At 50.3% G+C, this 13140-nt stretch carries 12 protein-coding genes; 10 read left to right on the plus strand and 2 right to left on the minus strand.

Annotation, left to right across the window (positions count from 1 at the left end):
- Window positions 1-16: 16 nt before the first annotated feature.
- From gerKA to G9F50_RS16425, 10 genes are all read left to right on the plus strand, one after another.
- Window positions 17-1657, plus strand: a complete 1641-nt coding sequence (gene gerKA / locus G9F50_RS16380) for a spore germination protein GerKA (protein WP_060563070.1) — start codon at window positions 17-19, stop codon at window positions 1655-1657.
- A complete protein-coding gene (locus G9F50_RS16385; protein WP_060563071.1) occupies window positions 1644-2870 on the plus strand; it encodes a Ger(x)C family spore germination protein in 1227 nt (408 codons plus the stop codon). Before gerKA ends, G9F50_RS16385 begins: the two co-directional genes overlap by 14 nt.
- Before the next feature lie 24 nt (window positions 2871-2894).
- Window positions 2895-4013, plus strand: coding sequence for an endospore germination permease GerKB (locus G9F50_RS16390; protein WP_025284221.1), 1119 nt, complete (start codon window positions 2895-2897; stop codon window positions 4011-4013).
- A 168-nt stretch (window positions 4014-4181) separates the two neighbouring features.
- Window positions 4182-5507: an LLM class flavin-dependent oxidoreductase gene (locus G9F50_RS16395; protein ID WP_029326230.1), complete on the plus strand. Its 1326-nt coding sequence runs from the start codon at window positions 4182-4184 to the stop codon at window positions 5505-5507.
- A gap of 13 nt (window positions 5508-5520) precedes the next feature.
- Complete coding sequence (locus G9F50_RS16400) at window positions 5521-6012, plus strand: GNAT family N-acetyltransferase (protein WP_015388710.1); 492 nt, start codon at window positions 5521-5523, stop codon at window positions 6010-6012.
- A gap of 28 nt (window positions 6013-6040) precedes the next feature.
- Complete coding sequence (locus G9F50_RS16405) at window positions 6041-6832, plus strand: amino acid ABC transporter substrate-binding protein (protein ID WP_060563072.1); 792 nt, start codon at window positions 6041-6043, stop codon at window positions 6830-6832.
- A 22-nt stretch (window positions 6833-6854) separates the two neighbouring features.
- Window positions 6855-7529: an amino acid ABC transporter permease gene (locus tag G9F50_RS16410; RefSeq protein ID WP_007410261.1), complete on the plus strand. Its 675-nt coding sequence runs from the start codon at window positions 6855-6857 to the stop codon at window positions 7527-7529.
- Between the two features lie 13 nt (window positions 7530-7542).
- On the plus strand, window positions 7543-8292 hold the full coding sequence (locus tag G9F50_RS16415) for an amino acid ABC transporter ATP-binding protein (protein ID WP_060563073.1): 750 nt from the start codon (window positions 7543-7545) through the stop codon (window positions 8290-8292).
- 17 nt (window positions 8293-8309) lie between these two features.
- A complete protein-coding gene (locus G9F50_RS16420) occupies window positions 8310-9461 on the plus strand; it encodes a M20 peptidase aminoacylase family protein (protein ID WP_060563074.1) in 1152 nt (383 codons plus the stop codon).
- Window positions 9458-10804, plus strand: a complete 1347-nt coding sequence (locus G9F50_RS16425; protein ID WP_060563075.1) for an MmgE/PrpD family protein — start codon at window positions 9458-9460, stop codon at window positions 10802-10804. The genes G9F50_RS16420 and G9F50_RS16425 overlap by 4 nt, the downstream gene beginning before the upstream one ends.
- Window positions 10805-10907: 103 nt before the next feature.
- Here G9F50_RS16425 and G9F50_RS16430 read toward each other — a convergent pair whose 3' ends face one another.
- Both G9F50_RS16430 and G9F50_RS16435 read right to left on the minus strand, forming a co-directional pair.
- On the minus strand, window positions 10908-11591 hold the full coding sequence (locus G9F50_RS16430; protein WP_060563076.1) for an ABC transporter ATP-binding protein: 684 nt from the start codon (window positions 11589-11591) through the stop codon (window positions 10908-10910).
- Between the two features lie 14 nt (window positions 11592-11605).
- Window positions 11606-13042, minus strand: coding sequence for an ABC transporter permease (locus G9F50_RS16435; RefSeq protein ID WP_060563077.1), 1437 nt, complete (start codon window positions 13040-13042; stop codon window positions 11606-11608).
- Between the last annotated feature and the right edge of the window lie 98 nt (window positions 13043-13140).

Genomic DNA, 13140 nt, shown 5'->3' on the forward strand with positions numbered 1-13140 from the left:
AAAGGTTTTTTGCGATATGCCGCCATTTTTTAAGCAGAAGAAACAAAAAAAAGCCGATCAAAACGACCGTGACAATGAAGGCAGAAAAGAAGCGGACAGCCAGCCGGACAAAGAGCGGAATGAGCCGATCTCCCTCAGCTTAAAGCAAAATATGAAGAAGCTGTCTGAGAGGTTCGGCAACAGTGCCGATGTCGTCATCCGCCGGCTGAAAATCGGAAAAGAAGAGCTTCCGGCCGCAATTGTGTATATCGCCGGTTTGGTAGACGAACAGCTCGTCAGCCAATCCCTTCTGGAGGATTTAATCGACATCCCGTCCGTTCAGCCGGAACAAGCGGTCTGCCTGATATACGATAAAACGCTTGCGATCGGCGGGGTGAAAGAGGCAGAAAAATGGAAAAGTCTTTATGCCGGGCTGGTGGCGGGCAGCACGCTCATTTTTGTCGACGGGGCTGACAAGGCGCTGATCGCCAGCACGGAAGGGGGAGAGCACCGGTCCATTCAAGAACCGAGCACTCAGGTCTCTTTCCGCGGCCCGCGGCAGGGATTCACTGAATCTCTGCAAACCAATATTTCCATGATCCGCAGGTATGTAAAAACGCCTGATGTATGGGTTGAAAAAATGGAGATCGGACACGAAACGAATACGGATGTCGCGCTGATGTATATTAACGGAATTTGCGATAAAAAGCTGATTAAGGAAGTCCGCAAGCGGCTGAAGCACATTGACATCGACAGCATTCTGGAATCCGGCTACATTGAACAGCTCATTGAAGACGCGCCGTTTTCTGTGTTTCCCACCGTATATCATACGGAGCGGCCGGACGTTGTGGCGGGGAATCTGCTGGAAGGACGATTTGCGATTATCGTGGACGGAACGCCGTTCGTTCTCATCGCGCCGGCCTTATTTATTCAATTTTTTCAATCCGTTGAGGATTATTATTCACGATTTGATATCGCCACTAGCATCAGGGTGCTGCGGGTTTTGATTTTCTTCATTTCACTGGTGGCGCCGGGGATTTATGTGGCGGCGACGACCTTTCACCAGGAAATGATTCCGACGCAGCTGCTGATTGTCATCGCGGCTCAGCGGGAGACGGTGCCGTTCCCGGCCGTGATTGAAGCGCTGACGATGGAAGTGGCCTTTGAGATTCTCAGGGAGGCGGGTGTCCGGCTTCCGAGAGTTGTCGGCTCCGCCGTTTCCATAGTCGGAGCGCTTGTCATCGGCCAGGCCGCCGTACAGGCCGGTATTGTTTCCCCAGCCATGGTTATCGTCGTCGCCCTGACGGCGATTGCCAGCTTTGCGACCCCGGCTTTTGACATGGCGATATCTGCGCGGCTGATCCGGTTTCTCTTTATTCTGTCGGCGGCGGTCATGGGATTTTACGGGCTGATTCTGGGCATTATCATGATGTTTGTCCATCTGTGCGGCCTGCGTTCATTCGGATTTCCGTATATGTCCCCGCTCGCTCCTTTAACCCCGGGCGGGCTGAAGGATTCCCTTCTCCGAGCTCCGTTATGGGCGGATGAAAAAAGGCCGGGACTGCTCGTGCAGGAAAACAACAGGCGCCAAGGGGAACATCAAAGACCGAAACCGGAGACATCCAGAGGAATGGTTAATAAAGATGTAGAAGAGGGCGACGGTAATGAAAAGACGTAAATGGATGCTTATCCTTTGTACGATGGTTTCCCTTATGTTTGTATCCGGATGCTGGGATAAAAGGGAGCTGACCGATCTAGCGGTGATCTCCGCCATCGGTATTGACCGAACCGAAACGGGAAAATACGTCCTTCACTTGCAAATTATCAATCCGGGAAACGTGGCCGGCGGTCTGCAGGGCGGCGGAGCGGGAGACCGGCCTCCGGTTTCCGTCTATTCGGTGTCCGGAGACAATATGACGGAAGCTTTGAGAAAAGGCTCGATGAAAGTGTCCAGAAGGCTCTATTTTGCGCATACGAATCTCGTGGTGTTCAGTGAAAAACTGGCGAAAGAGGAAGGGCTCAGTTTTATTCTGGACAATCTTGACCGCGACACCGAATTCAGGACGACCGCAACCGTTGTGATCGCGCATAATTGCAAGGCTGAAGACATTATTAAAGTGCTGACGCCGATTGATAAAATCCCTTCCAATAAAGTGAACAAGACGCTCAGCTTCACGCAGGAACAATACGGCAGAGTCATTAAAACCAACCTTCAGGACGTTCTGATTGATCTCGCTTCTCCGACCGGGTCGCCGTTTATTCCGGGTTATGAAATGCACGGAGACGATAAAGCCGGTCCTACGATGGAAAATACGCAGACAACTGAACCGAAAGCAGTGCTGTCAGCGGACGGACTGGCGGTGTTCAAAAAGGATGGGAGGCTGGATTACTGGATTGAGGATGACGACAGTGTAGGGGCTGTATGGCTGCTCAATAGGATCAAGCATACGTTCATCAATGCGGATTGGAAGAACGTGAAGCATGCAATCAGTCTGCAGGTCACCCGCCAGAATACAAAGGTGACGGCCACTTTTCCGAACGGAAAACCGCATATTCACGTGCATGCTCAGGTCGAGGGGCTGGTGGACGCTGTCAGATACCCTTTCCATCTGTCTGATCCGCAAGTGCTGATGACGATGCAAAAGGCGCTCAGCGTGCAGCTTGAGAAAGATATCACCAAATCGATTGAAGATATAAAAGCCCATAAGAATGACTTCGTCGGCTTCGGAGACCTGATCTATCGGAAGCATCCGGACAAATGGAAAAAGTTCAAAGGGAAGTGGGATGAAGAATATTTCCCCAATCTCCCCGTAGATGTCAAAACGGAAGTCATTATCAGAAGAACGGGCTTGCGGAATAATCCTCTCTCAGACAAGCTTGAGCATGATTGATTTGAGGAGAAAGGAGCGAAGCGTATGGAAAATGCGAAAATCGGCACGCGTCAGCTGTTTATTATGATCATTTTGTTTGAATTGGGCAGTTCGTTATTGATCCCGCCGGGCACGATGGCCGGGCGGGATGCGTGGCTGTCCGTGCTTCTCGGGTGCGTTACCGGTCTCGGACTTTTCTACGTTTATCAGGCGCTGTATCAATTTTTTCCTGAGTCTTCTCCGAGAGATTACATGAACGAACTGATCGGCAGACATCTGAGCTGGGCGGTCTCCCTTCTTTATATTCTCTATTTTGCTTATATCGCCGCCCGCGTATTGCGGGATTTTGGCGAAATGCTTGTCACCTTCGCCTACCAGGACACGCCGCTTTTAATTGTGAATGCCATGCTGATGATCGCCGCGATATTTGCGGTCAGAAAGGGAATTGAAGTGATAGCGAGAGCCGGCGAGCTGCTGTTTGGCATTATGTATTTCCTGACAGCCGTCGGGCTGATCCTCATTATCAGCTCAGGCACGATAAACCTCAGATTTCTCCAGCCCGTTTTAGCGGAGGGTGCAGGAACGGTCATTTATTCCGTGTTTAAACAGACGATGTTCATCCCGTTCGGTGAATTAATCGTGTTTGTCATGATTTTCCCTTATTTAAAAGATCGGAAAAAGGTGAAGAAAACCGGATTTCTGGCGATTATCATCAGCGGGCTGTTTTTGGCAATGTCAGTGGCGATTAATATTTGTGTGCTGGACGTCAACTTAATGCTCCGCTCTCAATTTCCGCTGCTGAGCACCATACAGACAATTAAAGTGGAAGAGTTTTTAGACCGGCTGGATGTCTTTTTCATGCTCGTGCTCGTCATCGGCGGTTTTTTCAAAGTCAGCCTTTTTACATATGCGGTTGTCGTGGGCGTGTCCACGCTGTTTAAAGAAAAAAATCCGTCCCAGCTGGCCTTCCCGGTCGGATTGGGGGTGCTGATTCTCTCCATCAGCATCGCAAGCAATTTTTCGGAACACATGAATGAAGGCTTAAACATTGTGCCGATCTATATTCATCTTCCGTTTCAAGTGCTGTTCCCCGTTTTGCTGCTTATCATTGCCGTTATTAAGAAAAAGGTCAAAGGGACCGTCTATACAGTTTCGAAGAAATAACCCGGCCGGTGCGCCGGGTTTTTTAAAAAAACATGATTTTTGTCTTAATGCATTGACAAACTTGCGTGACAATTGTACATTTTGATTTATTCTTATAAAATTACTAGGAAATATAGGTTTAGTGGTGTTAATATGTTCCGAACCGTATTTCAGAATAGAAGGAGATCCATCATGACAAAGAAAAAAGAAATCAAACTCGGTGTGTTTCTCGCGGGCACCGGCCATCATGTCGCTTCTTGGAGACATCCTCAGGCACCGGCGGACGCGAGCATGAATTTGGATTATTTCAAAGAATTGGCGAAAACAGCGGAGCGGGGGAAATTGGACATGCTGTTTTTGGCGGACAGTTTATCAATAGACGGCAAATCACATCCGAATGTGCTGACGCGCTTTGAGCCGTTTACGCTTCTGTCGGCGCTCGCTCAGGTCACATCCCGCATCGGTCTGACGGCGACCGCGTCTACCACATACAGCGAACCGTTCCATATCGCGAGACAATTTGCATCGCTTGACCATCTTTCCAACGGCCGCGCGGGCTGGAATGTCGTCACATCTTCGATTGAATCGACCGCGCTTAATTTCAGCGGTGAAAAGCATCTTGAGCACCATCTCAGATATCAGCGCGCGGAAGAATTCGTTGAAGTCGTCAAAGGATTATGGGATTCGTGGGAGGAAGACGCCTTTATCCGTGACAAAGAATCAGGAGCATTTTTCGATAAAGACAAAATGCATGAATTGAACCATAAAGGAACATATTTCTCCGTGAGAGGGCCGTTAAATGTCGCCCGCACACCTCAAGGGCGCCCGGTCATTATTCAGGCCGGATCATCAGGAGACGGAAAAGCGCTGGCCGCCAAAACGGCGGAGGTCATTTTCACCGCGCAAAATCATTTGGAATCCGCGCAGGAATTCTATCAATCTATTAAAGAACAAGCGGCTTCTTTCGGCCGTGATCCTGAAAAAATCGCGATCATGCCGGGAATTTTTCCCGTTATCGCCGATACCGAAGAAGAAGCGCAGGCAAAATATGAAGAGCTCCAAGACCTCATCATTCCGTCTGTCGGCCTGAACATTCTGCAAAACTATCTGGGCGGCGTCGACCTTTCCGCCTGCCCGCTTGACGGCCCGCTGCCTGAATTGGATGCGGATGCGTCGAATGCCGTTAAAAGCCGCTTCAAGCTCGTTCAGGAGATGGCCAAACGCGATAACATGACCATCCGTGAGCTGTACAAATATGTGGCGGGTTCAAGAGGCCATCATATCTTTGTCGGAACGCCAGAACAGCTTGCCGATAAGATGGAAGAATGGGTCGGAAAACAAGCTTGTGACGGCTTCAACATCATGCCGCCGCTTTTGCCTGAAGGTCTCACTCTTTTTGTAGACAAAGTGATTCCGATTTTACAAGAACGGGGCGTGTTCAGAAAAGAGTATGAAGGAACGACGCTCAGAGAACATTTCGGACTGGAAAAACCGGCAAACCGATATGCCGACTAAAGGAGGGCTCATCATGTCAAGACAATACCGGCTCGCAACGGAGGCAGACGCTGATGAGCTGCTTTCACTGACACTGCGGGCGTATGAACCGATCCGCAAGCTCGGCATCAACTTTGCCGCTGCCACGGCGGATAAAGAACTCGTATTAACTAACATACAAAAAAACGCCTGTTACGTATTGGAAGAAGACGGACGGATTCTGGCGACGATTTCTCTGCGGATGCCGTGGGGGCCGAATCCTGGTCCGTACGGTGTCCCTCATATTTGGTGGTTTGCCGTCGATCCTGAAACCGGAAAAAAAGGGACGGGCTCAGACATGCTGGAGTGGCTGGAGAATACAGTGCTCCGCGATACATTAAAAGCGCCTTTCGTGTCACTGGGCACAGCGGACAAGCATCCGTGGCTGATCGGCATGTACGAGCGAAAAGGCTACGTCCGTGCAGGCGAAAAGGATCTAGGAAAAGGGCACATCACTATTTATTTAAAAAAACAATTGCAGGATTAACATTTTAATAGGAAAAGGCGGGATTTCAATGAAGAAGAAAACATGGGCTTTGCTGCTGTCTGCCGCGCTTTTGGCGGTCTTATCAGCATGCGGAAACGGAAAAGAAAGCGAAGGCGGCGATAACGTACTGCATGTCGGCGCCACGGGACAAAGCTATCCGTTCGCATATAAAGAAAACGGCAAGCTGACCGGCTTTGACGTGGATGTCATGGAAGCCGTCGCGAAAAAAATCAACATGAAACTGGACTGGAAGCTGCTTGAATTCAGCGGACTGATGGGAGAGCTCCAGACCGGCAAACTCGACACCATCTCTAACCAGGTCGCTGTCACGGACGAACGCAAGAAAACGTATAACTTCACAGAACCGTATTCGTATGCGGGCACTCAAATCGTCGTCAAAAACGATAACAAAGACATCAAATCAGTCAACGATCTAAAAGGAAAAACAGTGGCGGCCGTTCTGGGCTCAAACCACGCGAAAAACCTTGAGAGCAAGGACCCGGATAAAAAAATCAACATGAAAACGTATGAAACACAAGAAGGCACGCTGAAAGACGTGGCTTACGGACGGGTTGACGCTTATGTAAACAGCCGCAGCGTCCTGATCGCCCAGATCAAAAAGACCGGTCTGCCTCTGAAATTAGCAGGAGACCCGATTGTCTATGAAAAAGTCGCTTTCCCGTTTGCGAAAGATGCGGCTCACGATAAAATCCGCGAAAAAGTAAACAAAGCCATTGAAGACCTGCGAAAAGACGGCACGCTGAAAAAGCTGTCTGAAAAGTACTTTAAAGAAGATATCACAACAGAAGCAAAGCATTAAGAAACGGCGGTGAAAATCGAGAATGAACAGCATTGATTGGGGATTTATGTTTTCAGCTTTTCCCGCGTTAATCGAAGCCTTGCCGATCACATTACTAATGGCCGTCGCGGCCATGGTATTTGCCGTAATCGGCGGCCTTATATTAGCGCTTATCACAAAAAATCGTGTTCCTGTGCTTCACCAGCTGTCAAAGGTGTATATTTCATTTTTCCGGGGCGTGCCGACGCTCGTCCAGCTTTTCTTAATTTATTACGGCCTGCCTCAGCTGTTTCCCGGAATGAGCAAGATGACGGCGTTAACTGCGGCGATTATCGGGTTAAGCCTGAAGAATGCCGCCTACTTGGCTGAAATCTTCCGCGCGGCGCTCAACTCAGTAGATGAGGGGCAGCTTGAAGCCTGTCTGTCTGTCGGAATGACAAAATCCCAGGCGTACAGACGGATCATTTTCCCGCAAGCCGTCAGAAACGCGCTTCCCGCGACGGGAAATACGTTTATCGGCCTGTTAAAAGAAACATCGCTCGCCTTTACATTAGGAGTGATGGAAATGTTCGCCCAAGGAAAAATGTACGCATCAGGCAACCTCAAATATTTTGAGACGTATTTAGCCGTCGCGGTCATGTACTGGATTCTTACGATTATTTACAGTGTGCTGCAGGATCTGCTCGAACGGGCGATCAGCAAGCCTTATCGCACATAGGAGGAGGCTCAGGATGATACAAGTCAGACATATTCGAAAAGCATTTAAAGACCTTACCGTACTTGACGGGATCGATCTTGAGATCAAAAGCGGCGAAGTCACGGCCATCATCGGCCCGTCAGGCTCGGGAAAATCAACGCTCCTCCGTTGTTTGAATCTGCTGGAGCGCCCGGATGACGGCATCATTGAAATCGGTGATGCAAAGCTGAATGCAGCGTCCTATTCGCGCAAAGACGTACACAAGCTTCGCCAGCAGACGGCGATGGTGTTTCAGAATTACAACCTGTTCAAAAACAAAACCGCCCTGCAAAATGTGACAGAGGCGCTGATCACCGCGCAAAAGAAACCGAAAAAAGAAGCGGAACAGATCGGTATGGATCTGTTGCGGCAAGTCGGTTTAGAACACAAAGCGGACAGCTACCCGATTACGATGTCAGGCGGGCAGCAGCAGCGGATCGGGATTGCGCGTGCCTTGGCCGTTGATCCTCACGCGATTTTACTGGATGAACCGACTTCGGCCCTTGACCCTGAGCTTGTAGCCGGGGTGCTCCAAGTCATCAAATCAATTGCCGAAAAACAGACAACCATGATCATCGTCACGCATGAGATGGCTTTTGCTCGTGAAGTGGCCGACAATGTTATTTTTATGGCGGACGGACGCATCATCGAACAGGGAACGCCGGAAGAGCTGTTTGACAATCCGCAGAACGAACGGACGAAAAAATTCATTAAGCAAGTGGGAGAGCCCGCCGAACTTGTCTAAGAAGGGAAGAAGAAGAAATGGCAAATGAAACGTATGAATCATTAAACAAACGTTTAATCAATATCCGCCGCGACCTTCATGAACACCCTGAGCTGTCAGGCGAGGAATACGAAACGACGAATAAAATCCGCCGCTGGCTGGAGGAAGAAGGAATCACGGTTCTCGATATGCCGAAACTTCAAACCGGAGTGATCGCTGAAATCAAAGGAGACAAAAGCGGCCCCGTCATCGCCGTCAGAGCGGACATCGACGCATTGCCGATCGAAGAGAAAACAAACCTTCCGTTTGCTTCGCGCAACAGCGGCGTGATGCACGCCTGCGGCCATGATTTCCATACGGCATCTATCCTCGGCACGGCTTTTTTATTAAATGAGAGAAAGCATGAGCTGAAAGGAACGGTGCGGTTTATTTTTCAGCCCGCGGAAGAAATCGCCGCCGGAGCAAGACAGGTCATTGAAGCCGGCGCGCTTGACGGTGTATCGGCGATATTCGGCATGCATAACAAACCTGACCTCCCCGTCGGCACGGTCGGTCTGAAAGAAGGCCCGCTGATGGCGAGTGTCGACCGCTTTGAAATCACTGTTAAAGGAAAAGGCGGCCACGCCGGAATCCCTGATAACAGCATTGATCCGATTCAGGCGGCAGGACAGATCATCGGCGGCCTGCAATCAGTTGTCAGCAGAAATATCAGCTCGCTTCATAATGCTGTCGTCAGCATCACAAGAGTTCAAGGCGGCAGCTCTTGGAATGTCATCCCGGACCATGTTGAAATGGAAGGCACCGTCCGGACGTTTCAAAAGGAAGCGCGTGACGCTGTTCCGAAACATATGAAGCGGGTTGCCGAAGGAATCGCGGCCGGGTTCGGGGCAGAGGCTGATTTCCGCTGGTATCCTTACCTTCCGTCAGTGATGAACGACGCCCGTTTCATACAGGCGGCGGAACAAACGGCTGAAAGCCTCGGGCTTCAGACCGTTTGGGCAGAACAGTCGCCCGGCGGCGAAGACTTTGCATTATATCAAGAAAAAATCCCTGGCTTTTTCGTCTGGATGGGAACAAACGGAACAGAAGAATGGCACCATCCCGCCTTCACACTCGACGAAAAAGCGCTCCCGGCAGCGGCTGAGTTTTTCGCCCGGCTTGCCGTCAACGTATTGGAGCAGACGGAATGAATACGGAAAATCTGACGGCCGGACTTGCTCAGGCCGTCATGTCGTCTGTGCCGGAAACATCCGCTGAAGCGATGAAAGAAGCGCGCAAAGGACTGCTTGATTTTACAGCGGCAGCTTTTGCGGGGAGACGGGATAAAGGAGTTGAAAAGCTGGTAAAATTGGCCGAAGAAGAAGGCGGGGTGCCGATAGCGCCGCTTATCGGCAGAAATCAAAAAACCACGCCGTCCCAATCCGCGCTCATTAACGGATTCATCGCACATGCGCTTGATTTTGACGATGTTCATTCTGATGTAAGAGGACATCCGAGCGCAGTCATCCTTCCGGCTTTGATTGCAGCCGCATCAGCCGGCCGGATAGACAAAAGCCGTTTTCTCGGTGCTTATGTGACGGGAATTGAAGTGATGGCGCGGCTCGGCGAGTCAGCTGGAAGGCATCATTACGAGAAAGGCTGGCACAATACAGGAACGTTAGGTGCCATTGCGGCCACATGCGCCGTCGGATTCGCGGAGAATCTGAATCAAACCCAAGTGCAGAAAGCAATCGGGTTTGCGGCTGCCCGTTCCGGAGGCATGAGAGTGCAATTCGGGACAGAAATGAAGCCGCTCCACGCCGGACTGGCCGCTCAAGCCGGATTGTTCGCCGTGCAGCTTGCCAAGGCCGGTTTCGGCGGCTCAGTTCATGCGCTCGACGGGGAGAAAGGTTTTTTCGGACTGTACGGCGATCTTGAACGGGCAGAAACCCTGCTTGTAAACGGGTGGGGAACACCTTGGCGGATTGTGAGCCCGGGACTTTGGTTTAAGGTTTATCCGTTTTGCTCGGCGGCTCATCATGCGGCGGACGCCATTCTCAAGCTGAAGGCCGAACATGGTCTCACTTTCGGCCAAACGGAACGGATCGACGTGATTTATCCGCCGGGCGGTGACGCTGCATTGACAGAACAGCGTCCGAAAACAGGCGAAGCGGGAAGATTCAGCGTGGAATATGTGATCACCTTGGCTTTGCACGGTAAGGATTTTTCAGTTGAACATTTCACATCCGAGCCGATTCCGGAATCCCTTCAAAAAGGATTTGAGCGGATTCACCGCAGCTGCGATGATCAAATTCAGCCGGCTGACAACGCCGTTCCGAAGGGCCGTTTTACAATTGTACGGGTCACGGTTTCCGGCGGTCATGTCTATGAAACACGTATCGACTGTCCGAAGGGAGCGCCGGGAAACGGTCTTTCTGAAAAAGACATTGAAGACAAACTCCGGCTCGCTTTGCCGGGAGAAGAGAAAAAGGCGGAAGAATTGATCAAAGCAGCCGGACAATCAAATATGGACCGTTATTTACAGCTGATATAAATAAAAAGAGCGGGGGGATGCAGCCCTCGCTCTTTTTACGTTCACTTCTATTGAATAGGGGGATATAGGGTGCGCCCCTGTCTGCGCTGGCAGGAGCGCGGTATCAGGAAACGGCCGTGCCGTTTTCTTTAACCGTGAAACTTCCTCTTGATAAGCGGATGTTGATATCAGACACTTTGGCAATTTGTTCGTCGTGCGTAACCATGATGATGCATTTGCCGTCTTTATGCGCCAGATCCTGAAAGAGCCGGACGATTTCCTTTGACGTATCCTCGTCGAGGTTTCCCGTCGGCTCGTCCGCGCAAATCAAATCCGTGTCACAGCAGAAAGCCCGCGCAATTGAAACGCGCTGCTGCTGTCCGCCGCTTAATGTCAGCACCCGCTGACGGGCCTGCTGTTCGGTGATGCCGACTTTATCCAGCATGCTGAGCGCGAACGCATCTTTGTTTTTCTCCTTAGATCCGGTAATCTCCATCGCCGTTGTGACGTTCTGGAGCGCCGTCATATACGGGATCAGATGATAAGATTGAAAGACGATAGAGACATATTGATTTCTGAATTTGGTTAATCCGATTTTGGAGATGTCTTCTCCGTTATAAAGGATGCTTCCCTCTTTAGGTGTGTCAAGGCCGCCCGCCACAGACAGAAACGTTGTTTTTCCCGTCCCGGAGGCGCCGGCAATTGTATAAAACTTCCCTTTTTCAAAGCTGATCGTTATATCCTGAAACAGCGGCTGTGATTTATCTTGGTACCAGTAGCCGGTCTGTTGAAAGGTTAATAGGCTCATTATGCTGCCTCCTCTTATTCCTGCTTGGTCAGGATCGTTTTAGGGTGAAGCCGCATGACTGATACAGACGGCAGTAATGTGGCGATGACGGCAATTGCGACGCCGATCCCGCCGAGAGTCAGAAGGTCATTCAGCGAAACGTTTACCTGCATTGTACTGATGACATCTGCACCGGATGAATGCTGACCGAACAGGCCGCCTCCCCGCGGCATTTCTCCGCCGCCCCAGCCGCTTGTTTGCTGCTGTGAATCATCGGCTGAGCTGACCTGCTGGGAAAGAAGCTGATTTCCGAGCTGATTCGCCACAAGGCTGCCCGTGACGGATGCGATCCCGATGGCGATAACCGCGACAATCAGAATTTCCGTTAAGAATTGTCCGATGAGCTTCCAGCGCTTTTCGCCGATCGCCATCAAGACACCCATTTCATACTTGCGTTCCCTGATCGACATCATCACGATCAACCCGAGAATGACCGCGCCCGCGATGGATACAAGGTACACCACGTTTTTAGAAAATGACGCGACATTTTCAATCGGGCCGACCATTTGCTGATACACCTGATCATTTGTCGTCAGCGTGTAGGTTTTATCATCTATAGATGTTTTTTTCGCAGCCGCAACGAATGAGTCAATATATTTTGCATCATCCATATAATAAACGGCTGAGCTGATTTTGTTTTGGTTATCAGACCCTTTTAACGCCGCCGCGGCGGTGTAAGGCGTATAGATTTTATTGTCAGGATTTAAGAATGAAAAATGCTCTGCCTGATCGTCTCCTGATGATGTTGTTTTATAAATTCCCACAATCTTAAGCTTCGTTTTCACAGAATCATCCGCTGCTGAGGAAACCGTAATGGAGCCGCCGACCTTCAGCTTGTTTTGATCTGCCAGCGTTTCATTGATCACGGCGACTTTTGCGTCCGCATCTGTTTTTGTGATGGCGCGGCCGTCAGTGATTTTTGAGCTCCCGCCTGTGAAATCATCAAGCAGCGCCGTAGAGAGCACGCCTTCGACCGAAATGTCCGCTGAAATCATCTGTCTTCCGCCGCCTTGAAAACGGCTTCCGCCGGAACTGTTATCGGCTGATTCGCCTGAGCTTTTTATCGCGTCAAAGCTTTCTGCGTTTGCTGACGCTGTCGTGAGGAAGTTGTAATTTTTAACGTGCTGTAAAGATGTAAGTTTCTTGGCATCCGAGACGGAAATCGGCGCTGATTCAAACGGCCTCTTTTCACCGTCTTTTTGCTGCTGCGCCATTTGCTTTTGGCGGTCAGCCTGGAGTGTGACGCTCCCGCCGAGCTGCTGCCTTGCCAGTTCGCTTGATTTCTTTGCCGCTGACTGGATCGTAAGACCGGACAGGACAAAAATGCAAATCACTGAAAACACAACCAGCTGCAAAAACGTTTTTCCCTTTTTTGCCTTCATGCTCCAAAAGGCTCTTTTTATAAAGTTCATGTCTGTTCCTCCGTGTGGGTGTCAGATCTTGTAAAACCGACCTTCTTTAGGACCGGTTATCTGATATGTTTATAGTAGGAGAAATGTATGAAAAAAAT

This window comes from Bacillus sp. EKM206B (assembly GCF_011066015.1).
Taxonomy (GTDB): Bacteria; Bacillota; Bacilli; order Bacillales; family Bacillaceae; genus Bacillus; species Bacillus velezensis.

Bases quoted from the DNA above. Each gene is read 5' to 3' on its own strand.
- gerKA (WP_060563070.1), top strand. From the start codon at position 17: ATGCCGCCATTTTTTAAGCAGAAGAAACAAAAAAAAGCCGATCAAAAC.
- G9F50_RS16385 (WP_060563071.1), top strand. From the start codon at position 1,644: ATGAAAAGACGTAAATGGATGCTTATCCTTTGTACGATGGTTTCCCTT.
- G9F50_RS16390 (WP_025284221.1), top strand. From the start codon at position 2,895: ATGGAAAATGCGAAAATCGGCACGCGTCAGCTGTTTATTATGATCATT.
- G9F50_RS16400 (WP_015388710.1), top strand. From the start codon at position 5,521: ATGTCAAGACAATACCGGCTCGCAACGGAGGCAGACGCTGATGAGCTG.
- G9F50_RS16405 (WP_060563072.1), top strand. From the start codon at position 6,041: ATGAAGAAGAAAACATGGGCTTTGCTGCTGTCTGCCGCGCTTTTGGCG.
- G9F50_RS16410 (WP_007410261.1), top strand. From the start codon at position 6,855: ATGAACAGCATTGATTGGGGATTTATGTTTTCAGCTTTTCCCGCGTTA.
- G9F50_RS16415 (WP_060563073.1), top strand. From the start codon at position 7,543: ATGATACAAGTCAGACATATTCGAAAAGCATTTAAAGACCTTACCGTA.
- G9F50_RS16420 (WP_060563074.1), top strand. From the start codon at position 8,310: ATGGCAAATGAAACGTATGAATCATTAAACAAACGTTTAATCAATATC.
- G9F50_RS16425 (WP_060563075.1), top strand. From the start codon at position 9,458: ATGAATACGGAAAATCTGACGGCCGGACTTGCTCAGGCCGTCATGTCG.
- G9F50_RS16430 (WP_060563076.1), bottom strand. From the start codon at position 11,591: ATGAGCCTATTAACCTTTCAACAGACCGGCTACTGGTACCAAGATAAA.
- G9F50_RS16435 (WP_060563077.1), bottom strand. From the start codon at position 13,042: ATGAACTTTATAAAAAGAGCCTTTTGGAGCATGAAGGCAAAAAAGGGA.